This window comes from Oceanobacillus neutriphilus (genome assembly GCF_014645515.1).
GTDB classification, from domain to species: Bacteria; Bacillota; Bacilli; order Bacillales; family Amphibacillaceae; genus Oceanobacillus; species Oceanobacillus neutriphilus.
Genome location: NZ_BMLW01000012.1, coordinates 94,721 through 117,888, shown reverse-complemented (window position 1 = coordinate 117,888; position 23,168 = coordinate 94,721). Strand labels below are relative to the sequence as shown.

Sequence of the window (23,168 nt, the reverse complement as noted above, 5' to 3'; positions counted from 1 at the left end):
AAATTTTAATCAAACAATGTTGTCAATAGACGCCGCATATCATTTTGCCAATATTTCCACGTATGAATGCCGTCTTCTAATTCGTGATAGGTATAAGCTGCTCCGGCTTTTGCTAATGCTTTATTTAATTTCCGATTAGGTTCTACAAAATCAGCTGTATTTCCATCACTCATTTGCACCTCTGTTTCTTTTGTACCAATTGTATGGTAAATATCCAGGGTGGATAAAGGTTGAGCCTGCTCTACATACGCTATTACTGAATCATCAACATAAGGAGATTGCACCCCCGCCTTTCCAAATGTATGCGGATATTTCATTGCTGTCATCAATGCCAGGGTTCCCGCCAAAGAGTCACCGATTAGTGAACGCGATTTCCCCATATGGTATGTTGGTATTAAATCATCTAAATAAGGGACAACCTCTCGCACGAGAAAATTTGTATAAGCCTCATTCTGTTCTCCGGATGGGTGATATTTCTTTCTGCGGTCATGTTTATCTTTATAATGAATACCGACAAAGACAACATTGTGCATTTCTTTTTCATCATGAAGCTTGTCACTTAATGTAGCGATTCTCCCCATTTGAAAGTAATCTTTTCCATCCTGCATAATACAGATTTCATATTTATACAGCTCGGAAAAAGTCTCCGGATGATAAATCTGTAAAGTCATTGTCTCTGTTAAAAAAGAGCTGTCTATTTCTTTTTCAATCATTTTACCCTTCCTGCGCAAACGTCCCACCTCAGTCTTTCTTAATAGTATAGCAATAGTCTATCATTGTATGGCCGGGCTGTCACTTGAAGCATTTTATTGATAAAGCTGATAATACTTTCCCTGCTGGTTCATTAGTTCCTGATGACTTCCCTGCTCCATGATTTCCCCATTTTCGAGCATAATAATTTCATCTGCTTCCCGTATAGTATTTAGTCTGTGAGCAATAACAAAACTGGTCCGTCCCTCCATCAGACGTTTTAATGCTTCCTGAATTTTTAATTCTGTGACGGTATCAATATTACTGGTTGCTTCATCAAGTATTAAAATTTTAGGTTCCGCTAATAACGCACGGGCAATCGTTAATAACTGTTTTTGGCCCTGGCTAATACCGCTTCCTTCCTGATCCAGAACCGTATCATACTTATCCTGTAAAGATAGAATAAAGTCATGTGCATTAGCATCTTTAGCTGCCTGCTCTATTTCTTTATCAGTTGCTTCGAGTCTTCCGTACCGGATATTTTCACGGATGGTTCCATGGAATAAGAAAGTATCCTGCAGCACAAAGGCCATATGTTTGCGGAGGCTGGAGCGTTTTATATTTTTGATATCAATACCATCCAATGTAATCTGACCGCTATCATAATTATAAAAACGGGAAATAAGGTTAATAATGGTTGTTTTTCCAGCTCCGGTATGTCCTACAAATGCAACCGTTTCTCCAGGCTTCGCCTCAAAGCTGATATCATTAAGAATTTTAGCTGATTCATAACCAAAGCTTACATGATTAAAAACAAGATGACCTTTTGTATCCGGAATCTCTGCAGCATCCTTCTCATCGATTTCTTCTCCCGTTTCATCCATTACCTGGAACACTCTTTCCGCACCGGCGATAGCGGATAACAGTAAATTAAACTGGTTTGATAATTCATTTAAAGGCCTTGTAAATTGGCGTGCGTACTCTGTAAAGATAACAATGGTTCCTACAGTCACCAGCGATCCATCTGAGGTAATAACAAGTACACCGCCTACAAAGGCAATCATTGCAAAGCTTAAAAAATTCAACGTATTCATAATTTTAGGGATGAAACCGGAGATTGTCAGTGCCCAAAAACCTGTGTTCTGCAAGGATTTATTTCTTTGCTCAAACTGGCTGGTTACATAGTCTTCCTGAGAATACGTTTTGACAACGTGCTGACCGGAAACTATTTCTTCCACATAGCCGTTTACATCACCTAAATCACGCTGCTGCAATTTATATAATGGCCCGGTTCTTCTTGTAATCCAGCGCATTGAAAAAAACATGACAGGAATAATAGACATCGTCACTAGAGTTAAAACAGGGCTCAAATAAAGCATGATACTGATTGTCCCTACTAAAGTAAGGACACTGGCGAAAATTTGAATGACAGATTGGTTCAACGTGTTATTAATATTATCTATATCATTTGTTAACCGGCTCATTAATTCACCATGCTGCCTCTGGTCAAAATAGGAGATAGGCAGCCGGTGAAATTGTTCAAACAGATTTTTCCGCAATGTATATACTGTTTGCTGCGCAATATCGACCATCCAGTAATTTTGGAGAAACAGTGACAAAGAATGAATAATATAAACGATAACCAGACCCAGAAGTAAAAGACCAAGCCCGTTAAGCTGCTGGACCGCAATAAAATTATCAATTGACATTCCTACTAAAAATGGTCCCAGAAGAGCAAATAGAGAACTGATAAATACCATCAAAATAACAAGAATCAATTTTCTCTTCTCCATCTTTAAATAATTCCAAATCCGCTTTAAGGTTGCCCCCATGTTTTCTGCTTTTTTAGAATCAGATGTGTTCACTTTCGATAAATCAATCCGTTTATATTGAAAGGCAGCTTTTAAAGAATTATTTCGCATGGAGGGCCTCCTTTTCCTGCTGTGATTCTGTGACAGCCCGATATAAATCAGAACGGTTCAGCAAATCGTTATGAGAGCCTATGTCCAGAATTTCCCCTTGATCAAGCAGGAGAATACGATCTGATTTTTTAGCAGTGGTTATTTTCTGTGTAATTAAGAGTACAGTACACTGATAGTTATCCAGCGCTTTCAGGAACCGTGCTTCTGTAGCTAAATCAAGAGCACTGGTGCTATCGTCCAGCATTAAAATTTTCGGTTTACGGATAAGCGCCCGTGCAATGGATATGCGCTGTTTTTGTCCGCCTGACAGATTTACTCCTTTTTGACCGACTCTTGTTTCATATTGATGTTCCAAATTTTGAATGGTTTCATGAATTTGTGCATCCTTTGCCGCCTGAATCACTTCTTCCATTGTTGCATCTTTTTTTCCAAAAGCGATATTATCAAAAATGGACCCGGTAAATAAAAGCGGCGACTGCGGCACATAGCCGATACTATTTCGTAAAGCTTTAAATGAATAGTCCTCTAAAGATATATCATCTACATAAATCTTCCCTCCAGAGGCCTTATAAAGGCGGGGCATTAACTGGAATAAAGAAGTCTTCCCGGAACCGGTTGCTCCTATAATTGCAAGACGTTCACCGGAATTCACGGAAAAAGATATATCGGATAGTGTTTCATCTAATGCACCTGGATAGCGGAAAGAAACATCTTCATAAACGATACAACCTTTAGATACAGAATAATCCGTCTGCTTCTGCTCCTCCTGTTCTCCATCGTCTTCTATCAGTACCTCATTAATTCGCTCGACAGATGCTTTTGTTCTGGAAAGAGCCATGATAATGAAAGAAAACATAGAAATAGACATTGCTACACGTAGTGCATAATTAATCATCGTTACAACCTCTCCAATATTTGCCTGCCCATTAATCGTTTGAATACTTCCAAACCAAATAATAAAAATTAAACTTAAATTCATCACAAAAAGTAAAATTGGTCCAGTTGATTCTACGATTCGAAAAGTTTTACGTGTTGTTAATGCAAGTGTACGGTTGGCATCATCAAATCGGTTTTCTTCTGTGTAACGGCGTGTAAAGGCTTTGATAAGTCTCATGCCGGCAAGGTTTTCCTGCATCACTCGATTGACACTGTCCACTTGACTTTGTACCTGCTTAAATAATTTGCTTGAAATCTTTAATACCCATAAAAGAAACAGAATAAGAAGTGGAACAGTAATTAAAAAGATTAATGCCAGCCGGGCGTTTACCATAAAAGCCATAATAACACCGCCAATTACAGTCAAAGGTGCCTTTGCCATAACGCGCAGAAGCATGAAAACGGTATTTTGAATCTGCCGGATATCATTTGTAAATCTGGTAACTAAAGAGGATGTAGGATATTTATTCAATTTTGCATAGGAAAAGCTTTGAATCTTTGCAAATAATTCTTTTCGTAAATCATAAGCATAGGAAAAGCTGACATGAGACGAAAGAAAAGAGTTCAGAACTCCTGCAAAAAATGATAATAAAGCCAAACCAATCATAATCGATCCCCAAAATACAATATTCTGGATATCCTGATTCACAACCCCCTGATTAATCATTAATCCTAAGAATAGAGGAAGCAATAACTCTACTGCCAGCTCGATAAGCATAAGTGAAAATGCAATAATCGAAGGAAATTTATAAGGACCTAAATAAGAAAAAACTTTTCGCAAATAACCCACCTACCAACCAAAGAAGTAAAAGTATTCAGTTAAAAATAAATTGTTTATTTTATTATAGAATGAACGCCGATAAATAAGCCAGTATTTAGTTCGGGTTACGAAATGATGATTAAAGTCATCATACCCCCGTTATTATTGAAGCAGTTCAGGCATTATTCTATATTAATTGACATCACCAAGATACACAGGTAATTCCTTCCCCAAAGTATAAGCAATAATCTTTTCTCTTATTGCCTGGGGGTATAATCGATAATTCATTATATCTGATATCGGCAGTCTTTCAACACTTATTTGCCCGTCATCAGGCACAACACCATTTCCTATCTCTTTATTGCTGCTTATAATATCACATAAAAACATATATTCTACTTGGTGTAATTCAGAATCAAACTCAAAATGCTCATGGTTTTTACCGATATATTCTCTTATAAACAAGAGATTACCTATTTCAACATCTGCGTTTATTTCTTCTATACATTCTCTTTTTAACGTTTGATGCAGTGTTTCCTCATGTTCTTGACCACCGCCAGGTAAAATAAAATAATATCCATCTTTATCTAGTTTTTTAATGACTAACAGCTGCTTATCCTGAATAATAATTGCTTTTGCTGAGTTTCTTATGTTCATTGTAATCCTCCTTCATTTCAGTAATGTCTTTATAATTTCGACAACTTCTATGCGCCCGTCTATTAAGGTTTCAATTAACGGTTCTTTACCAAGCTTATTAGGTTTATTAGCCCAATAGTAATCTTCGTTTCTATTAATTTCCTCCACATCGCCAGTACCATCAAAAATATTATAGGCATCACCATCAAACGTTCTGTCATCTGTTTGTAATTTCACTATTTGATAAACCTTTCTATTACTATTTATAAATGAAGCAGCCCACATTTCTGCACCTGGCAAAGTTTTTGAGGTGTATAAACAAGACATTCTGGATGGATAATTCGTATATTTTTCCTTTCTAACTTGTTCTAAGGCTAGTTCTCTGTGTGTTCTGACTGTCCAATACTCTATATTTGAATTTATAAATTCGGAAAGTTCATCCACAGGATTATCACCATCTAATATTTTTTTACAAGTCATAACCCGATTATAGATTCCATTATAGCGGGTTTCGTCAAAAATGATTATTTGCCCGGCCTGCATAGGCTTTTCAGTAACGACATGATATAAATACGTTGCCATAAGTATTGTACCCCCTTCCTTAATTCATGATAATAATAAATTGTAATCGATCCCATACTAAAATTCCTCATTTTGCAGGTCCATCATTGACATATCCTAAAAACGTCAATTTACCGTCTTCGTTCTCTACAATACGATACGGTTCAATTTGATCAAAGTATCGCCTGACAAACCTACCTTCGCCTATCGGATAGATTTCAATATGAAGATTGCCTGAGAATCTTACAAAATATAATTTTCCATTAATAAAATCTACTTCGATCTTATCTTTCAGATATATACTGCAATACTTTTCAAGCTCGTGTGCACGAAGAGGAAATTCTTGATATTTTACCGGGATGTCTACCTCAACATGATGCAGAATATCTGCAATTGCATTGCCCAATCTATATTAATTGATAGCTTCATTTTCAAAAAGAATGTCATCATTTTTTATAACTTGAATAACTCCGTAGAAATCCCACAACTCCAGATATTTGTTGATATATGTATCTATTTTTGATTTTATTTCCTGCATCATCGTCCACTCCTTATAAATACTCTATTGATCCCCGCTCTCTAAAAAAAATTCTTCAAAACGAAAAAAGACACATCCATAATAATGTGTCTTTTTTCGTTTTGAAGAGAAAATATTCTCTATGAACCGCTTTTAGTAAGTGACTCCGATTGGGCTCGAACCAACGACCTCTTGCCTGTCAAGCAAGCGCTCTCCCAGCTGAGCTACGGAATCGTATGTAGGTACAATAAATATTATACAACCAAATCATCAAGAAAACAAGCTAACAATATTTGAGCGATCGTTATAATTTTATAATCTAAAGAAATTAGTAGAATACTGCAGCTATCAAACTAATAAAATACAATTGAACCAAGAATCTCTTCTTCTGCTTATCCATAAATATAATTATTTTCAGCACTATCATACTGGAATTTCCTTAATAAATCAGGATTATTATTATATTAAAACGAAAAATGAAAGCGTTGACATAAAAATCACATTCATTTATACTAACCAAAAATGAACAAATGACTTAAAGTTTGCACTTTTGTTCAAAATCAGTAAATAAGGCTCTTATAAGAAACGAAAAGGAGTGATTTACTTACCAAAATAAACATCTGAACTAATTGAAAAATTTTATTTTCATTATATTTAAACCAGATCAGAGGTTCTTATCAAAATCACTTAATACGAGCCTTCCTTTTTGTCCATCATGATGTGAATATGAAAGAGAGAAGTTACAGCAAAATTCAAATCCTGCCACATGCAGCATTCTTAAAAAACCACGACATTTACCGTGATTGTAGCCACGCAGGAAGCGAATGAAGTGTACGTGTACAGCAGCTATTTCTTCAAAATAGAAATTTCAGAGTAAATTGCTGGAATAAGGAGGAATCAATAGATGGTTTTAGGAATTAAAATAAAACAATGATTATCACTGGAATAACGATTGGGCGTAATGCTGATGCGATAAAATTTGAATTACAGGGGGAATTATAATGTCATTAGTTGCTATTTTAGCTGCCTTTGGCGGTGGAGTATTTGGTGCACTTATTGGTGGTACAACGGCCTTTATCTTTACCGGGTTTTTAGGAATGGCCGGAGTTGCTGCAGCAGTAGCAGCCGGCAGTACATTGATATTAGATTATATTGCTTTCGGCCCTTTCTTTGGCCCGCATGTAGCCTTTGTCGGAGCTGTAGCGGCAGCGGCTTATGCAGGAAGAATTAGCAAGAAGCGTTTAGAAAGCGCTACCTTTATTACCAATCCGGTTAATGCAAAAACAATTCTTGGCGATCATGAGGATAAAGATAAAATTTTTGCTGAAGATGACAGGCATGTTGATGGTGCAGATACAACTGTTCCTCTATTCAAAACAACTGACCCTATGGTACTTATCGTTGGAGGTATATTTGGGGTTTTAGGCTATCTTGTTGAATATCTATACGGTCCGGTCCTTGGTATTCCAATTGATACAATTGCTTTAACAGTTGCTACATTTGCTATTATTACCCGTTTTGTATTCGGCCATTCAGGTTTAACAGGTATTTTTCCTGCAAATGAAAAGCGGTTTCCGTTCTCAGGAAAAATGTTACTTTTCAACGCTATATGGGGGTTTGCATTTGCTGGTCTGGTAGGTTACGCGGCAATTGCATTAGATATTGATAGTATTGGTTTCACTATTAGTGCAGCATCGCTTATCTTCTTATATTTTGGATTAAAATTCCCTGTATCTCATCATGTATCCATGGTTGCCGGCCATGCAGCAATTGCCTTGGCAAGCCCATGGTTAGCAGCATTATTTGGTTTATTCGCTGTTATTACAGGAGAATATGTACAGCGTCTCTTTAATACACATGTTGATACGCATGCCGATATGCCAGCGATTGTAATCGCATTCTGGAGCTTTATTGTTCTGGGAGTTATTGCACCATTTATTTAAATAATTTTTGAAATAAGCTCATATTTGCTATTGATTTAGCAGGTATGAGTTTTTCTTATCCTCAAAATTTCCGGCAGCATATTTTCTAATACTATGATATGACTCTCACTTGCGTCTTTCTTTCAACTTAATCCTCTTATCAAATACATTTTTATCCCGTTTCTGAGCACAATATAAAATATTGTGTACAGTATAAAGGAGCGTATAATATGTCTAGTTACATCAGTATGTTTGTAGAGGTTATCTTTGGATTTTTTGCTTTATTTTTAATCACGAAAATACTAGGAAAGACACAAATTTCACAGATCACCCCATTTGATTTTATTTCTGCATTATTATTGGGTGAATTAGTTGGGAATGCTTTATTTGATCCAAAGGCAGGAATAGGAGAAATAGCCTTTGTTGTAGCTCTTTATGGTATTCTTATGTATATTGTGGAAATTATTTCACAAAAGTATAAGCGAACGCGGCATTTACTTGAAGGAAGTCCAACAATAGTAATTTATCGCGGAAAGCTTGTCAGGGATATGATGAAAAAAACCAAGCTGGATATTAATCAACTGCAGCATCTTTTAAGAGAAAAAGACGTCTTTTCCATCAGCGAGGTTGAATTTGCCGTGTTAGAAGCAAATGGAACCGTATCTGTTCTTAAAAAAACGGATTATCAAACTCCTACGCGCAAGGATTTAAAATTATCTCCTCAAGATGTAGCATTACCAATTACTCTTATTAATGACGGAGAAATTATAAAAGATAACTTGGAAGAGAAAAACCTTCCCGTTTCCTGGTTGGAGGAATCTATCCGTGAACAAGGGTATAAAGATATTTCAGAAGTTTTTTATGCAGAATACACAAAAGGAAATCCATTATATATTGTCCCTTTCTTTAATCGGGAGCATCAGAAATATAGCGATTTTGATTGAAATTAATTTTATAACTATTTGAAAGTACTTTGAATATCCACCTCATTGAAAACATTTTCTTAACATAACATGAAAATAAAAGAAGCATTCCTTTTATAATTAGAGGAATGCTTCTATACGTATTTATTAATATATCTGCCTTTACCCGTAATCAAGGAGGAGTCTAATGGCAGGTCTAACTGTTTTTGAGGTTCAGGTCTATTGCGAAAATAACGGTCATATGTTGCACTTAGCTCCTGATGCCTCCGTTCCAGCTGAACCTTAAAAGAACCTTCTATATGATGGTCTTTTTTCTGTGTCGGCTGCAGCCTTTGCTGATAATCAATATACTGTGAGTTCTGAACCGGAAGAATATATCCCATCCTCTGCACCTCCCTTGTATCTTCAATTATATATACCCCGTTTCAGAAATATGAAACCGTTTTATTTACACATTATTATATACAGATTATTTTATGTTGTATAGTCAGAATTTTATTTTTATTGAAATAGCCCTTCCCATAGCTACACTCGCCCACACCAACACTGGGAAGACACATATCCTATAAGGAAAGAAAATTCAAATTGTGAAAGGAGCATTTTCTCATGGGTTGTGGAAAAAATTATGATACCGGAAGTTGTGTTGCAGATATTTTAAAAGACATTGTTGATGCTCAAAACGATATTGTAGAAAACTGCTGTGATACGAGCTGTGAACAATCAATTAACGACCTTTTATGTACAAACGAGGTAAGTAATGATTTAGATACGGTACCTGTTATTCTATACTGCAAAGATTGCAAACCATTTAAAGGGTTCGGCACAACAAAAAATCATCACAACAAAATGAATCCAATTTTATCTAGTTTTATTTTCAGGGTAAAGAAAGTAGATAAAGACAATTGCGCTATTCTTGAGTTACTACTCAGTGATGGAGAAAGCTGTGGATTTGATCATATGAAGGATCCGACTGATCAAAATACAGAAGACCTGGAAGCAACAGGCATTTGTATCACAGTAGACTTAGATTGTTTTTGCCATGTTACCTGCCTGCCGGCAATCAGAGCATTTCATTAAAATAATTCTCATTAGAAAACTTGGTTGTCACCAAGCCTTTAGGTGACAGCCTTAGTTACACTTATGCAGTAAGAAAGTATAAACTTTCTTAACTGCCAAAAGAGACACCATCCAGGGAGACCCTCCCGGATGGTGTCTTTTAAAATCCTAATAATTGAATATTTTCGATATCTTTTATTGCAATCTCTATTTTATTTTTACGATTATTTAATTGTAAAGCCAATGTATCTGCATTGTTTTCACGAATCACGCCACGATACTTCTTCTTGGAAACTGTCATTATTTCACATTTTATCGGAGGAGCAAATTCAGAACGGTTTGTTAAATAATTTATTTTTTCAGCAATTGTCATTTCCATAAACTTCTTCTTGCTTGATTGCTGTTCTGTTGTTTTGGAGTTGTCTTCATCTGCATTTTTTCTATCTTTTGATTGTGTTTTTTTCATTGACGGAACAGATTTCATCTCCGTTTGCAGCTTTCGCCTGTAATCACCTACATAGTTTTCTTGCATTGGAGCTGAAAATTCCTGCAGCTGAGGCTGGCTAATGTAGAGTAAGGGGGCTTGCGCTTTATTTTTATTTGTCATCATTCATCCACCTCTTTTGGCTTTCTTAGCTTATCTTGTATAGTGTATGAACCTAGAATTTGATTTGTGTCTGGCCTCATAATTGCGCCAATTGACTAAATAAAAGGGACTGCCGCCAAAATGGTGACAATCCTCTTTTTCATCTTATTATCAAATTAAATAACTCATAAATGCAGTTGCCATTCCGAAATAAATCAATGTAGAAATAAGATCATTGATGGTTGTAATAAAAGGTCCCGATGCCACTGCCGGATCAATATTCAGGCGGTTCATCAGCATTGGAATAAGAGCACCTGCAAGCGTTGCTACGAGAAGAGAACCCATAATAGATAAACCTAAAAGAATACCTAAATAAATATTGCCCTGCCAAATAAAAATAATCGTAGCAAGAATGATTCCGCATAATATCCCATTAATTAGCCCCGTTAATGCTTCCCGGCCTAAAAGCTTCCATTTTCCGGTATTTTCAAACTCTCCCGTTGCCATTCCTCGTACAGATACAGCAAGTGCCTGCGTTCCTGAATTACCTGCCGTTCCTCCAATTAAAGGAATAAAGGCCGCTAAAATAGCTACTTGTTCCAAGGTCTTTTCAAAACTGGCAATTAACGTAGCAGTTAACATCCCTAAAAATAGCAGGATAACCAGCCAGGGAAGTCTTTTTCTTGCAGAACGAATCGCAGTATCATCTTTAATGTCCGTATTGGACATCGCTGCTAATTTGGAGTAGTCCTCACTTGCTTCTTCTTCCATAACGTCTAAAATATCATCAACTGTGATAATACCAAGAAGATGATCTTGAAAATCAACTACCGGAAGTGCGAGAAAATCATAATCTCTAAACATCTGCGCAACGTCTTCCTGGTCTTTTGCGACAGATACAGCCACCACTTTCGTACTCATAACTTCTTTAATTAAAGTATCACTGTCTGCAATGATTAAATCTCTGATAGATAGGACACCTACTAAGCGTTTACTGTTATCCAGAACAAACAAGTAATAAATCGTCTCTGCATCCGGTGCTTCTTTTTTTAATTGCTGCATAGTCTCCGCCACGGTCTGATCCTCAAAAAGTACAACATACTCCGTGGTCATGATACTACCGGCGGTTTTTTCTTCATAATGAAGAAGCTGCTTAATATCATCAGCAGATTCTTTATCCATGATTGTCAAATAACTGACTACTTTTTCTTTATCCAGTTCATTTAAAATATCTACTGCGTCATCGACAGGCATTTCGCTAAAAATCATCGCAGCATATCTCGGATCCATCTCCTCAAAAAACTCAACGACATCATCTAAATCAATGTTAATTAATATCTCTGACATTTCTTCAGGAGATAAATACGTGTATATCTGCGCTCTTCTGTCTTCATCCTGCTGCTGGAAAAACACAGCCTGATCATACGGATGGATTTCGAGAAATTCTGTTCGAAACTCCTCCATATTTCCATTTTCTAATGCTTCTTGAACTTTATCAATATGTTCTTGAAACTGTTCTTCATATTGAACATCATATTGATCCTTTTTCATAGCAGTTCCTCCTTTCTTTTCGCTAGTTTTTATATACTTACACATCCTACCCTATTTTACAAGAAGAGAAACAAATAGCAAGCCTTATCTATAATAAAAAGAGTGTCCATGGTGATCTTATCAGTTGTTATTTTGCTGATCAATCACTTAAAATCGTTTTTTATTATTAGATCTGTAAGCTGCCTGAAAACGCCGCTCCTATTAACATGGAAAAGGGTAATGTCTCCTTTTATCATCTTTCCCCCCCTTCTTTTTTATTGGTCATGGTAAATTTTATTACCCAACACTCACTTTATGTATTTCTTTTCTATTTGTCAATTATATTTTATGAACGCTATTATTTTTCGTTAAGGAAACATTTTATTCTGCTAATTTATTTTAATGATTAGGCTGCTATATTAAGTATGCTTAACACCATTGTAGAAGAAACGCTTAAAGACAAGAATACGTTTTACAACGAAGGAATATAATTTGTATTCAATTTTACATGTATTAGCTAAAAGAAAGTTATACTATAGAAGTAAAGCTACATTCATCGATAACAGGAGGATTTAGGATGCAGTTAGATATTATTGGAGATGTGCACGGATGTTTAGACGAGCTTTTGGAATTGCTGGAAACACTTGGATATCGTCAAGTGAACAACTTCTATTCTCACCCGGAAGGCAACAAGCCTGTATTTGTAGGAGATTTAACAGATCGCGGTCCAAATTCCATAGCTGTTATCCAGCTTGTCTATCAATTAGTTATAGAGCAGGAAATCGCCTATTATGTACCGGGAAACCACTGCAATAAGCTTTACCGTTATTTTTTAGGAAACCGGGTACAGGAAAAACACGGCTTAGAAACAACAGTTGCTGAATGGAAGAGCTTAAAAGAAGCTCAAAAAAAGAACATTCAGGAAAAGTTTATGACACTTTACGAGAACGCTCCTTTATATTTATATTTTAAAAACATGAATTTAGTTGTGGCCCATGCAGGGATTAAAGAAAATTTAATCGGAGAGATGAATTCACGTACAAAGACGTTTGTTCTCTATGGAGATGTTACCGGTAAAACAGATCATCAGGGCCGCCCTATTCGCCGGGATTGGGCAAAGCACTATAAGGGAGAGCCATGGATTGTTTATGGTCATACACCAGTTATAGAGCCGCGTCAAATCAACCGGACAATGAATATAGATACAGGCTGTGTCTTCGGGAATAAACTGACCGCCTTCCAATTTCCAAAACAGAGGCTTGTTTCTGTTCCATCAAAACAAGCCTTTCAGCTTGAACGTTTCACAGATTTCACTGGTGATTAATGGCCAATTTTTCTTTGCACGCAGCCATATCCAGTGGCAGCCCGCAATTAAATTTCATTCTTTTATTTTGAAAAGGATGTGTCCATTCTAATTCTGCACAATGCAGTGCCTGGCGGGAAATAACATCTGTTTTACCTCCATAGAGATCATCACCGAGCAGCGGATGGCCAAAATGGCTGAAATGAACACGAATTTGGTGCGTCCGGCCGGTTTTCAGTTGAACACGTAATAGAGCAGCTCCGGCAAGTACCGACAATGTCTGGTAGTCCGTAGCTGCTTCCTTCCCTTCTTTCCAATTTACCTCCCGTTCTATTATCGAGATTTTCTTCCGCGCGATTGGTGCATTTATAGTACCGGCAGGATGATTCATTTCCCCTGTAATAATCGCTTCATATGTACGTTTAATTTCATTCTTTTTTTGTGCCTCTGACAACAAAGCATGAACATAGCGGTTTTTTGCAATTAAAACAAGACCAGACGTGTCTTTGTCTAATCTTGTTACGATATGCACTGTTGCCGGATGACCAGTTGATTGATAATAGGCCAGAACTCCATTTGCTAACGAATTTTGACGGTCGTTCATAGAAGGGAGACATGCCTTCCCGGCCGGTTTATTTAATACTAAATGATCTTCATCCTCATACAGAATTGAAAGTTCCATCTCTGTTGCTTCAATACTGCCTGAAGCTTCTTCCGGAAAAATAACGGTTAATTGATCATTCAGCTTAAGTGTTTCTGTTATATAACTGTCCTCTGCATTAATTAAAAATTTGCCGCCCTCTTGTTTCATTGCAGTCAGCAGTCTTCTTGAAAAACCTTGTTTTTTCTGTAAAAAATCCTTAATGGTAAGCTTGGCGTTCATTTGATCAATCACCCAGCTTTTTTGTATGCTTGCAGTCACTTAGTCCACCTCAGTAACAAATGAATCTCTCACACGATGCCAAAAAGGAAACTGTCTGAATCGGGCAAAGCGTATTTTATCCTTTGCCACACGGCATTGAATCGATTTGACTTCATGATAATTTTTCGTGAAATGGTCAATTTGAATTAAGAAGGAATTATCAACCATCGGCTTTAAAAAACATGTATGGTGCTTAGGCAAGACTAATGGTGAACCGATAGTACGGAAAACACGATTATTAATCGAAGCATTTTCCGTTATTTGGATTGCTTCTAAGGATGGATGAATAATCGCTCCTCCGAGTGCCTTATTATAAGCTGTACTTCCAGAAGGTGTGGATATACAAATTCCATCTCCGCGGAATGTTTCAAAATGCTCGCCCTTCAATTCCACATCTAATACAACAGAGGATCCATCTGCTGTTTTAATCATTGCTTCATTTAAAGCAAGATGCCTGTCTTCCTTTTTACCTAAGTCATCACGGATGATTACTTCCATTAATGGATATTCTACAGTTTGAAACGGTGTCCTTGCAATCTCAACCAAGAGCTTCTCCACTTCTTCCTGCGTCCAATCCGTATAAAACCCTAAATGTCCGGTATGAACCCCGATAAAAGCTGTTTCCTTTAAACGATGGGTGTAGCGATGGAAAGCCTCTAAAAAGGTTCCGTCACCGCCAACTGAAATGGCCAAATCAGGCTCTTCTTTATCATATTCCAATCCATAAGACTCCAAATATTGCCGCATCATGTTTTTTATTTTATTTGATCGCTTGTCTCCTCTAGAAACAATTTTAAACTTCATTATATTTTCCCATCCTTTATCTATGATTTACGATGAAAAACACGTTGAGCTTCATGGATTTCGCTTCTGATTTTAGACATTTCTTCATCTAATTTAAATGCAGCCTCGGCAGCTTTTTGCAAACGCAATTTAACCTCTGAAGGTAACTTTCCTTCATACTTATAATTTAAAGAATGCTCATTGGTTGCCCAAAAATTCATCGCAAGTGTACGTATTTGGATTTCAGCTAAAACTATAATCTGACCTCTGACTGTTTCAACTGGATATTCGATAATCATATGATAAGATCTATAACCGCTATCCTTCTTGTGAAAAACATAATCTTTATCTTCAATAATTTGAAAATCACTGCGTTTTCGCAGCATCTCAACTATGGGATAAATATCGTCAACAAACTGACAGACAACTCTTATCCCTGCTATATCCTGTAATTTATCTAAATTCTCAAGAGGAATCTGTCTTTCCCGTGCTTTTTCTATAATGCTCGGGATTGGTTTTACTCTTCCTGTTACAAATTCAATTGGTGAATTGCTGGATTCTCTTTCGTATTCCGAACGAATCCCTTTTAACTTTACTTTTAATTCTTCTACTGCCTGCTTATATGGCGCTAAAGTTTTTCCCCAGTCCATCGAACCACCCTATATGTAAACTAATATGATCCTCTTTATTTTATCACAGAGTAGCATTAGTACAAAGGAAAGAGGAAATTAAAAAAATGCTGTCTATATTACAACCTGATTCCCCAAAAATACAAGCTGGTATTTTCTATAGAGGTAGATCTGGTTTCTCTGTCAGTTATGCAACATTGACTATTGCATAGAAGGTTTCTTTTTCCAGTTGTGTTATTGAAACTGCTTGTTAACCCTGCTCTCATAGTTATTTTTTGCAATGCTTCTCAATACAAGCCATAATAGAGATAATCTAATTTTAGAACTGGAGATTTATGAATGAGCCAAGAAGTAGAAATTGAATTTAAGAACCTGTTAACTATTCAGGAATATAATCTATTAGCTGAGGATTTATTTTCACAGACAGAAATGATAGAGCAGATAAATTATTACTTTGAAACAGATTCTTTTGACTTAAAGGTAAATCACTCTGCATTACGAATACGGAAAAAAAATGAAACATATACTTTAACATTAAAAGAACCCCATCCAGATGGGTTGTTAGAGACACATGACACACTGACAGAAAAAGAATTTATATCCTGGACTTCCGGCAAACCAACGGAAGCCCCCAATGTAATGAAACAGTTGAAACAACTATCTGTTGATCTGTCATCCCTGAATTATGTGGGAAGTATGACCACCTTCCGAAAAGAAATGCCTTATCAGGACACATTAATTGTTTTAGATAAAAGTATTTATTTAGATACAGAGGATGCTGAACTGGAATTAGAAGCAGCTTCAAAACACCATGGGGAAAAGATTTTTAACAGTTTATTAGCAAACTATCATATCCCTGTCCGGCAAACTCCTGCTAAAATAGCACGTTTTTTTCACCAAAAACAGAGTAATTCCTTGTAGGCTGTGACCATTTATAAACCGGTATTTATTCTCAGTAAACAACAATCATTATGTATCTACTGTAATAACTAATGAAACTTAATCTATCTGTTACGGTACAGATTATTTGATGAAGTGAATCCATATTGCTACAATACTATTACAAGGAGCACTAATTATGAAACAATTTAAAAGAGAAACTGTATATGATGGAATTGGCGGTTATGAGAAGATGGAGGAGATTGTGGAAACATTCTATGGATATGTTAAACAGAATCCTGTTCTGATACCACTATTTCCGGAAGACTTGACAGAAACAATGCATAAGCAGAAATTATTTCTCACACAACTTTTTGGCGGGCCCAGGCTGTATGAAGAAGAACGCGGGCACCCTATGTTAAGAAGAAGGCACCTTCCTTTTCCAATAACACCAAGTGCCAGAGACGCCTGGTTAGCTTGTATGAATCAGTCACTAGTAGAAAATAAAGTACAAGAACCATATTATACGGAAATGATTGAGCGTTTGACATTGACCGCCAATCATATGATGAACACCCCTGAATCTTAGAAAGGAGCATTCAAAATGAATGGGAATCAACAAGAACTATCATCTTCTAATCAAATAGACCCTGCTTTTAACTACATGAAATATGTGCAAAAACCGATTGAAATGTATGTTTTTATTGATCCATTATGTTCTGAATGCTGGGCACTGGAGCCTTATCTAAAAAAATTGTATGTTGAATACGGCCGTTTTTTTACGATAAAGCATGTGATCAGTGGACAACTAACTGCATTAAATCCAAATGGATTAAATAAAATCAAACAAAAAAAACCGTCCCGATTAGCTCCTTTTTCAACCAGCCATGAGGGCCTTGATTATCCTTGGGTTCCTGCTCTTGCTATTAAAGCTGCTGAATTACAAGGTAAAAAAGCCGGAAAACAATTTATCCGAAAAATGCAGGAGACTTTGTTTTTTAATAAACAGAATATCTGTAATGAAGAAATTCTATTAAAATGTGCAGTGGATGCTGCCTTAGATTTAGAAGAGTTTCAGAAGGATCTATTCTCTGAAACTTCCAAACGTGCATTGCAATGTGATTTGAAGCTTGCATGTGAGATGGAAGTAGATTATACACCCACCATTGTTTTATTTAACCAGGAAGTGGAAGACGACGGTGTGAAGCTTTCCGGTCTTTATCCATATGATATATATGAATTTGTATTGAAAGAAATTTTGCAGCGCACCCCCATCCCATCTGTGAAGCCGTCTTTAATTAATTATTTGAAGCTGCAGCAGACAGTGGGAACGAGAGAAGTATCTGTTATCTATGACTGGTCAATTGATCAAACGGAAAAAGAACTAAAAAAACTGCAATTCCAGCAAATTATTGAAAGAATACCTGAAAATAATGAATCTTATTGGAGATATCTCGGGACGATGTAAGTGGTGGTGCAACCATATTTAACAGGCCTGTTAAATGCACTTATTGATCTTCTAATACTATAAATAAAAACCTGATCCGAGTTGAGAGGCTTGGATCAGGTTTTTATTTATATAGTGCAAAAAAAAAGATACACGGGGCAGCGTGTACCTTTTCTTTCCGTCTTTGTATAATTACAAAGGGGGGATGGGAGAAAGTTTCATGATCAAACAAAAGGGGTATTTGTTTGTAATCAACTTACAATTATATTTTAGCAAGTTCCTTTTCAAATTTCAATAACTTTGTTCATCTTTTCACAAAATATTCACTTCTAAGAGGAACAACTCGGACATATAATTCAATACTAATAACCCAAAGCCATTTTTAATAAAGGAGGATTCCTTATGCGACGCAATTACTTTCCTCTCTTATTCATTTTATTAGTTATTCTTGCCTTTTTCTTCAATTTATTAGGATTTATGAATATGGTTCCAATTTATATAACGCTCCCTTTGTTACTCGCGTCCATTTATTGTATGCTCTCTTCCATTGCGCATCAGAACACAAAAGGATATCGACGATAAGATTGAAAATGAAATCAACTATATGTAAAACGGCCAGACAGCTTCATAGCTCATCTGGCCGTTTGATTTTCGTACGCAGCTATTCGCAATTCAAAATCTGTATTGCAACAATAGAGAATCTTTTACTTATCCAGTAACTCTTCCATTTCCGTCAGTTTTTCTTCAAAGACATCTAAAGCATCTAAAATAGCTTGTTTATGCGTCATATCTACACCAGCTTTTTTCAATACATCAATAGGATCCTCACTGCTTCCAGATTTCAAGAAACCTAAATAACGGTCTACAGCCCCTTCTTCACCATCCAGAATCTGTTTGGATAATGCAGTGGCCGCAGAATAGCCTGTTGCATATTGATATACATAATAATTCATGTAAAAATGTGGGATACGTGCCCATTCCAAGCCGATTTTCTCATCACTTACAACATCTTCCCCATAATACTTTTTGTTTAAATCATAATAAACTTCTGTCAGCCTGTCTGCAGTTAATGCTTCACCATTTTGAGCCAATACATGAATATCATGTTCAAACTCAGCAAACATGGTTTGACGAAATACTGTTCCACGGAAGCCTTCTAAAAAGTGATTTAGAATATACAGCTTTTCTTTTTCATCATCAAGGTGTTCTAATAAATAATCGTTTAATAAGGCTTCATTCGTTGTAGAAGCAACCTCTGCCACAAAGATAGAATAATTACCGTAGCGGAACGGCTGATTCTTTCTGGAATAGTAGCTGTGTACGGAATGTCCAAGCTCATGAGCCAGCGTAAATGTGTTATTCACATCATCCTGCCAGTTCAAAAGAATATATGGATTCGTTCCATACGTACCGGATGAATATGCGCCGCTCCGCTTCCCTTTGTTTTCTTCCACATCAATCCATCGTTCACCAAATGCCTCTTCTAAAATGCCTGCATATTCCTCACCTAAAGGCTTGAGACCTTCCTGTACATGTTTTTTCGCTTCATCATAAGTAACAGGCATTTTCACATCTTTGACTAATGGTGTGTATAAATCATACATATGCAGCTCATCTACACCAAGAATTTTCTTTCTTAATTTTGCATAACGGTGTAATAATGGTAATTTTTCATGCACTGCCTCGATTAAATTATCATAGACTTCTTCAGGAATATGATTATTATCCAGGGCTGCCTGTCGTGCACTTTCATAATTGCGAACTTTCGCATTGAAATTATGTGATTTTACTTCTCCACTCAATGTGGAAGCAAATGTATTTTTAAATGAACCATACGTGTCATACATTGCATTGAAGGCCTGCTCACGCACACTCCGGTCGGATGACTCTAAAAAGGTAGAGTATCTGCCATGGGTCAGTTCTACTTCTTCTCCATCTTCATTTGTGATGGACGGGAAGGTCAAATCTGCATTATTCAGCATACTGAATGTTTGTGATATTGCTCCCAACGGTTCGTCCGCTTCTGCAAGTAATACCTCTTCCTTCTCACTCAATACATGCGGGCGGCTGCGATTGATATCATCCAAAACCTTTTTATAATTTTGGAGCTCTTTATTTTCTTCCATAAACTGCTTGAGCTGCTCTTCCGGTATTTCCAGAATTTCTGGTACAAGAAAACTAAATTGACTGGATGCAGCAGTCAGCAGATTTTCTGCTTGTGCATTTAAACCTTGATAATAGGAATTTGTTGTATCCTGGTCTGTGCGCAGATGTCCATAAACATATAACTTACCCAGACGTTCTGATAACTCATCCTGCAGCTGAAATGCTTTTAATAGCGTATCCGAGGAGGTATTCAATTTTCCTTTATACGCTGCCAATTTTGAAATATCATTTTTCAGGCTTTGGAATTCTTCTTTCCACTTTTCGTCTGTTTCAAAAATATCCTCCAGACGCCAGGTTAACTCTTCAGGTATTTCATCACGCTTTGGTAATTGCTTTGTTGCTTTTGCCATACGATTATTGCCTCCCTTTTTTACAAATGAACAGTATTTTCAGTATTTGACTCATCTCAGGTTGCTTATTTAAAATGTTATACTGTTTTTATTCTTCTTATTTAGTATAACGAAATAAGTGGTAATCATGCTCGTATTTTGCTTTTTTTTCCGTGAAAAACTGTTTAAAAAAAGATTGATCTCCTAAAAAGGCTTGTTCTTGAGAGGAATAGCAGGTGATTTCCCGGTTTGTCCGAAGAATCGTGGAGGAGTGTGTTTCAATATAGCCTGCTTGCTGCAACTGCCCCAGATAAATCTCGAGCGCATCAGAAAAATCTGAGTTTTCTTTGCTGTAGAAGGAATAAAGTATATCTTTTATCTGGTTTATGTGTACGCTGTCACCTGTTTTTAAATCCGCCAAGCAGCATACATATAATTCTGCTTGCCATTTATAATATGGAACAGTTACGGAAGCAAGATATGGAGTAGGCAAAAAACAAATACTCGGTAAATACTGAAAGAGGTAGCCTCTTCTATATAGCCATTTACGCAGTTTAAATATTTCTCCATAGAAATCGTCTACTTTTGTACGTCGGCGAGATACCATTTTTACCCAAACGGCTGCAAAGTTTTCTGGTTTTGTTTCTTTTTGAAAGAGATGCTTAAAATGAAGTTTATGAAGAGGACACACCAGCTGCTTAGCAAAAAGCCTTGAGGCTTGAAGAGGATATAAATGATGAAGTACAGCAATTTCTGATATGAAGGGGTCGTAAAAAAATAATTGCGGATAATCCTTTTGTGGTGAAGAGCGGATAAACACATCCAAAAATTGATTAAGTTGAAACATATATGCTCCTTTTTGTTTCAAATATTTCGCTCCTAAAATCCAAACCGGCTTAATCCCCAATGAATTATAGCCTTGTACCCGGCTTAATACTACTTCTCTTGGTATTCTGGCACACTGAAATTCTACAGCAATTTTCTTCCCGCCAATGTTGATAAAAATATCAGCTCTTTGGGAAATCTCCGGGAAATAAGCTTCTAATTCTACCTGCATATTAAAGCGGTTTAACCAATTAAATAATTGCAGCTTCCCTTTTTCATGATACGGCCCTTCCCCTCCTCCCGAAAGCAGACATTCTGTGTTTGGCAAATGCGCAAAATGGGCTGTGACTCTTTCCCCTGACCGGATAATTACTCTTTCCTTACATGCTGGACAATAAAACAAATCTTTTTCCTGTTTCCAATCTGCTACCTTTTCCAGTGAATACCGGAATAGCAGAACAGACTCTCCTTTTTTATTTATAGCCCGCTGCAATTTTTATCACCTCCAGTACTATGTATTTCGACAGCATTCCTTCTTTTCCTGCTAAAATAGAAAAGAATTTATTTATACTGCGATATAGTCTGGATAGCGAAGTGTTTTTCGCTTCAATATGTAACTCAATGATATTGAGTAAAAAACCCATAAGAAAAACCTACAACAAATCGTTCATATGATTTCTTGTAGGCCTTATATTATACATCTTTAGGAAAATACTGGCGAACCTGTTCAAACGCATCACTTTCCATAATTCTCTTTCCATACTCTTCAAGCAAGTGAACAGAAATAGATGAGTCTGTCGCAAATTCAAGTACTTGACTGATGACGTCTTCCTGACGATGCTCATCTAATACATCATAGGAAAATTCGATATATAAATAGTATTTGTCATTGTAGGAATATAAAGTTTCTTCTCCAAAATCACTTACATTCTGCAGCTGGTGACTAAGCTGAATCATATTCTCAAATTCATCAAATTCTACAATAATCCATAAATTCTCTTCCATTAAATCATCCGTCTTCTCATCTTCATCTTCGTCTTCCTTTTTACTATCCCCAAACTTCTCATCCAAAATATTTTCAAGCTGATCGTCTACTGGCAAATCAATATTTCCATCCTCTGTTTCCAGTTCGAGATGTTCGCCGTTTTTAGAGACTTTTGCTTTTGTAACAATAATTTCAAGCCCTTTTTCCATAGCTTGAACTTGTATCCAAAGCGGCCCGTCAGGATTAAAATCTTCACGATAATTTACTTCATCCATCATCTGCCAAAATAATTGCTCGCTTCTTTCACGATTATACCAAATTTCTTCTTTTTCAAAACCGAGTTCTTCTATATCAACATAAGAAATATAAAATTTAATGGTGTTTTCATTAATTCTTTCTATCTCCACAGTAAGCTCCCCCTTGTTATTAAGATAGAATCATCTCCTGCATGTTCATCTTACACAATGCCTGAGCCGACAGCATGTAATCAATATTTATATAATAGATGTACCCAAATCAGTGTATTCCTAATCATGAATCCCTTTTATCATATTGTATGCAAAAATGCAATCCACAAGAAATGAATATGCCTAGTTATCATTAATTTTCTGAAAAAACAGTTGATGTTCCCGATTATTTCCTGCTAAATATCAATGTGTTCACACTTTTTATTTAGTTAGTTATTCTAACGTATTTCAAGTGTTTTGTCATTTATCAGGGCTTTTTCATTAGAAAAAGTTTTGTTTTCCACTAATAAAGATGCCTGCTTTGAAAGGATGCACTATTACAGCTTTCTGGGCATTTGTATTTCAGATTCAGCTGTCTGAGAAAACCAAGAAAATCACTTATTTTTTAAAAAGG

General features: G+C 36.4%; 24 protein-coding genes and 1 tRNA gene. 8 read left to right on the top strand and 17 right to left on the bottom strand.

Annotated elements, in window-relative coordinates; translation table 11 throughout:
• Positions 1-5 precede the first annotated feature (5 nt).
• The 8 genes from IEX29_RS19060 to IEX29_RS19030 all read right to left on the bottom strand — a co-directional run bounded on the left by IEX29_RS19060 (position 6) and on the right by IEX29_RS19030 (position 6,256).
• Complete coding sequence (locus IEX29_RS19060) at positions 6-731, bottom strand: alpha/beta hydrolase (RefSeq protein WP_188736254.1); 726 nt, start codon at positions 729-731, stop codon at positions 6-8.
• 75 nt (positions 732-806) lie between these two features.
• A complete protein-coding gene (locus IEX29_RS19055) occupies positions 807-2,612 on the bottom strand; it encodes an ABC transporter ATP-binding protein (RefSeq protein WP_188736251.1) in 1,806 nt (601 codons plus the stop codon).
• The gene (locus IEX29_RS19050; protein ID WP_188736250.1) at positions 2,602-4,329 is read right to left on the bottom strand and encodes an ABC transporter ATP-binding protein; all 1,728 of its coding nucleotides are present in this window, start codon (positions 4,327-4,329) and stop codon (positions 2,602-2,604) included. The genes IEX29_RS19055 and IEX29_RS19050 overlap by 11 nt, the downstream gene beginning before the upstream one ends.
• Before the next feature lie 171 nt (positions 4,330-4,500).
• Positions 4,501-4,965 carry an NUDIX domain-containing protein gene (locus IEX29_RS19045; RefSeq protein ID WP_188736248.1) on the bottom strand — a complete coding sequence of 155 codons (465 nt, stop codon included), beginning with the start codon at positions 4,963-4,965 and terminating at the stop codon, positions 4,501-4,503.
• A 12-nt stretch (positions 4,966-4,977) separates the two neighbouring features.
• Entirely contained in the window at positions 4,978-5,526 is a 549-nt protein-coding gene (locus tag IEX29_RS19040; protein ID WP_188736246.1) for a DUF2441 domain-containing protein, read from the bottom strand.
• Between the two features lie 67 nt (positions 5,527-5,593).
• Positions 5,594-5,911 carry a hypothetical protein gene (locus IEX29_RS19035; protein ID WP_188736244.1) on the bottom strand — a complete coding sequence of 106 codons (318 nt, stop codon included), beginning with the start codon at positions 5,909-5,911 and terminating at the stop codon, positions 5,594-5,596.
• 6 nt (positions 5,912-5,917) lie between these two features.
• Complete coding sequence (locus tag IEX29_RS27095; protein WP_268239096.1) at positions 5,918-6,046, bottom strand: hypothetical protein; 129 nt, start codon at positions 6,044-6,046, stop codon at positions 5,918-5,920.
• Between the two features lie 137 nt (positions 6,047-6,183).
• A tRNA-Val gene (locus tag IEX29_RS19030) sits at positions 6,184-6,256 on the bottom strand.
• 767 nt (positions 6,257-7,023) lie between these two features.
• Between IEX29_RS19030 and IEX29_RS19025 the strand changes: the two genes are divergently transcribed.
• Both IEX29_RS19025 and IEX29_RS19020 read left to right on the top strand, forming a co-directional pair.
• Positions 7,024-7,965, top strand: a complete 942-nt coding sequence (locus IEX29_RS19025) for a DUF7973 family transport facilitator (RefSeq protein ID WP_188736242.1) — start codon at positions 7,024-7,026, stop codon at positions 7,963-7,965.
• A gap of 209 nt (positions 7,966-8,174) precedes the next feature.
• Positions 8,175-8,888, top strand: a complete 714-nt coding sequence (locus IEX29_RS19020) for a YetF domain-containing protein (protein WP_188736240.1) — start codon at positions 8,175-8,177, stop codon at positions 8,886-8,888.
• 113 nt (positions 8,889-9,001) lie between these two features.
• On the opposite strand, the gene IEX29_RS19015 is transcribed toward IEX29_RS19020, so the two are convergent.
• Entirely contained in the window at positions 9,002-9,250 is a 249-nt protein-coding gene (locus tag IEX29_RS19015) for a hypothetical protein (protein WP_188736239.1), read from the bottom strand.
• Between the two features lie 223 nt (positions 9,251-9,473).
• Between IEX29_RS19015 and IEX29_RS19010 the strand changes: the two genes are divergently transcribed.
• On the top strand, positions 9,474-9,944 hold the full coding sequence (locus IEX29_RS19010; RefSeq protein ID WP_077600945.1) for a CotY/CotZ family spore coat protein: 471 nt from the start codon (positions 9,474-9,476) through the stop codon (positions 9,942-9,944).
• Between the two features lie 139 nt (positions 9,945-10,083).
• Here the strand turns inward: IEX29_RS19010 and IEX29_RS19005 are convergent, their stop codons facing one another.
• Complete coding sequence (locus IEX29_RS19005) at positions 10,084-10,533, bottom strand: CotO family spore coat protein (RefSeq protein WP_188736237.1); 450 nt, start codon at positions 10,531-10,533, stop codon at positions 10,084-10,086.
• Between the two features lie 147 nt (positions 10,534-10,680).
• Positions 10,681-12,060, bottom strand: coding sequence for a magnesium transporter (gene mgtE / locus IEX29_RS19000; protein WP_188736235.1), 1,380 nt, complete (start codon positions 12,058-12,060; stop codon positions 10,681-10,683).
• A 556-nt stretch (positions 12,061-12,616) separates the two neighbouring features.
• Between mgtE and prpE the strand changes: the two genes are divergently transcribed.
• On the top strand, positions 12,617-13,363 hold the full coding sequence (gene prpE, locus IEX29_RS18995) for a bis(5'-nucleosyl)-tetraphosphatase PrpE (RefSeq protein ID WP_188736233.1): 747 nt from the start codon (positions 12,617-12,619) through the stop codon (positions 13,361-13,363).
• Here prpE and IEX29_RS18990 read toward each other — a convergent pair.
• Genes IEX29_RS18990 through yjbM form a run of 3 tightly spaced genes read right to left on the bottom strand, consistent with a single transcriptional unit; the run spans position 13,350 to position 15,697 of the window.
• The gene (locus IEX29_RS18990) at positions 13,350-14,264 is read right to left on the bottom strand and encodes an RluA family pseudouridine synthase (protein ID WP_229720293.1); all 915 of its coding nucleotides are present in this window, start codon (positions 14,262-14,264) and stop codon (positions 13,350-13,352) included. The genes prpE and IEX29_RS18990 overlap by 14 nt on opposite strands.
• A complete protein-coding gene (locus IEX29_RS18985) occupies positions 14,265-15,068 on the bottom strand; it encodes an NAD kinase (protein ID WP_077600941.1) in 804 nt (267 codons plus the stop codon).
• A 20-nt stretch (positions 15,069-15,088) separates the two neighbouring features.
• Positions 15,089-15,697: a GTP diphosphokinase gene (yjbM, locus tag IEX29_RS18980; RefSeq protein WP_188736230.1), complete on the bottom strand. Its 609-nt coding sequence runs from the start codon at positions 15,695-15,697 to the stop codon at positions 15,089-15,091.
• A 318-nt stretch (positions 15,698-16,015) separates the two neighbouring features.
• Here yjbM and IEX29_RS18975 point away from each other — a divergent pair, with 318 nt between their 5' ends.
• The 4 genes from IEX29_RS18975 (at position 16,016) to IEX29_RS18960 (ending at position 18,584) form a co-directional block, all read left to right on the top strand.
• Positions 16,016-16,597, top strand: a complete 582-nt coding sequence (locus tag IEX29_RS18975) for a CYTH domain-containing protein (RefSeq protein ID WP_188736228.1) — start codon at positions 16,016-16,018, stop codon at positions 16,595-16,597.
• A gap of 157 nt (positions 16,598-16,754) precedes the next feature.
• Positions 16,755-17,144, top strand: coding sequence for a globin domain-containing protein (locus IEX29_RS18970; RefSeq protein WP_188736227.1), 390 nt, complete (start codon positions 16,755-16,757; stop codon positions 17,142-17,144).
• 15 nt (positions 17,145-17,159) lie between these two features.
• Positions 17,160-18,023, top strand: coding sequence for a ClpXP adapter SpxH family protein (locus tag IEX29_RS18965; RefSeq protein ID WP_188736225.1), 864 nt, complete (start codon positions 17,160-17,162; stop codon positions 18,021-18,023).
• 381 nt (positions 18,024-18,404) lie between these two features.
• A complete protein-coding gene (locus IEX29_RS18960) occupies positions 18,405-18,584 on the top strand; it encodes a hypothetical protein (RefSeq protein WP_188736223.1) in 180 nt (59 codons plus the stop codon).
• 122 nt (positions 18,585-18,706) lie between these two features.
• Here IEX29_RS18960 and pepF read toward each other — a convergent pair whose 3' ends face one another.
• The 3 genes from pepF to mecA form a co-directional block, all read right to left on the bottom strand.
• Positions 18,707-20,518 carry an oligoendopeptidase F gene (pepF, locus tag IEX29_RS18955; RefSeq protein ID WP_188736220.1) on the bottom strand — a complete coding sequence of 604 codons (1,812 nt, stop codon included), beginning with the start codon at positions 20,516-20,518 and terminating at the stop codon, positions 18,707-18,709.
• A 97-nt stretch (positions 20,519-20,615) separates the two neighbouring features.
• A complete protein-coding gene (locus IEX29_RS18950; protein ID WP_188736217.1) occupies positions 20,616-21,815 on the bottom strand; it encodes a competence protein CoiA family protein in 1,200 nt (399 codons plus the stop codon).
• Positions 21,816-22,015: 200 nt separating this feature from the next.
• Positions 22,016-22,714, bottom strand: coding sequence for an adaptor protein MecA (gene mecA / locus IEX29_RS18945; RefSeq protein WP_188736215.1), 699 nt, complete (start codon positions 22,712-22,714; stop codon positions 22,016-22,018).
• Positions 22,715-23,168: the final 454 nt, after the last annotated feature.

What these genes read in the sequence shown, in the direction of transcription:
- IEX29_RS19055 (WP_188736251.1), bottom strand. Translation starts at nt 2,612, where the DNA reads ATGCGAAATAATTCTTTAAAAGCTGCCTTTCAATATAAACGGATTGAT.
- IEX29_RS19045 (WP_188736248.1), bottom strand. Translation starts at nt 4,965, where the DNA reads ATGAACATAAGAAACTCAGCAAAAGCAATTATTATTCAGGATAAGCAG.
- IEX29_RS19040 (WP_188736246.1), bottom strand. Translation starts at nt 5,526, where the DNA reads ATGGCAACGTATTTATATCATGTCGTTACTGAAAAGCCTATGCAGGCC.
- IEX29_RS27095 (WP_268239096.1), bottom strand. Translation starts at nt 6,046, where the DNA reads ATGATGCAGGAAATAAAATCAAAAATAGATACATATATCAACAAATAT.
- IEX29_RS19025 (WP_188736242.1), top strand. Translation starts at nt 7,024, where the DNA reads ATGTCATTAGTTGCTATTTTAGCTGCCTTTGGCGGTGGAGTATTTGGT.
- IEX29_RS19020 (WP_188736240.1), top strand. Translation starts at nt 8,175, where the DNA reads ATGTCTAGTTACATCAGTATGTTTGTAGAGGTTATCTTTGGATTTTTT.
- IEX29_RS19015 (WP_188736239.1), bottom strand. Translation starts at nt 9,250, where the DNA reads ATGGGATATATTCTTCCGGTTCAGAACTCACAGTATATTGATTATCAG.
- IEX29_RS19010 (WP_077600945.1), top strand. Translation starts at nt 9,474, where the DNA reads ATGGGTTGTGGAAAAAATTATGATACCGGAAGTTGTGTTGCAGATATT.
- IEX29_RS19005 (WP_188736237.1), bottom strand. Translation starts at nt 10,533, where the DNA reads ATGATGACAAATAAAAATAAAGCGCAAGCCCCCTTACTCTACATTAGC.
- mgtE (WP_188736235.1), bottom strand. Translation starts at nt 12,060, where the DNA reads ATGAAAAAGGATCAATATGATGTTCAATATGAAGAACAGTTTCAAGAA.
- prpE (WP_188736233.1), top strand. Translation starts at nt 12,617, where the DNA reads ATGCAGTTAGATATTATTGGAGATGTGCACGGATGTTTAGACGAGCTT.
- IEX29_RS18985 (WP_077600941.1), bottom strand. Translation starts at nt 15,068, where the DNA reads ATGAAGTTTAAAATTGTTTCTAGAGGAGACAAGCGATCAAATAAAATA.
- yjbM (WP_188736230.1), bottom strand. Translation starts at nt 15,697, where the DNA reads ATGGACTGGGGAAAAACTTTAGCGCCATATAAGCAGGCAGTAGAAGAA.
- IEX29_RS18975 (WP_188736228.1), top strand. Translation starts at nt 16,016, where the DNA reads ATGAGCCAAGAAGTAGAAATTGAATTTAAGAACCTGTTAACTATTCAG.
- IEX29_RS18970 (WP_188736227.1), top strand. Translation starts at nt 16,755, where the DNA reads ATGAAACAATTTAAAAGAGAAACTGTATATGATGGAATTGGCGGTTAT.
- IEX29_RS18965 (WP_188736225.1), top strand. Translation starts at nt 17,160, where the DNA reads ATGAATGGGAATCAACAAGAACTATCATCTTCTAATCAAATAGACCCT.
- IEX29_RS18960 (WP_188736223.1), top strand. Translation starts at nt 18,405, where the DNA reads ATGCGACGCAATTACTTTCCTCTCTTATTCATTTTATTAGTTATTCTT.
- pepF (WP_188736220.1), bottom strand. Translation starts at nt 20,518, where the DNA reads ATGGCAAAAGCAACAAAGCAATTACCAAAGCGTGATGAAATACCTGAA.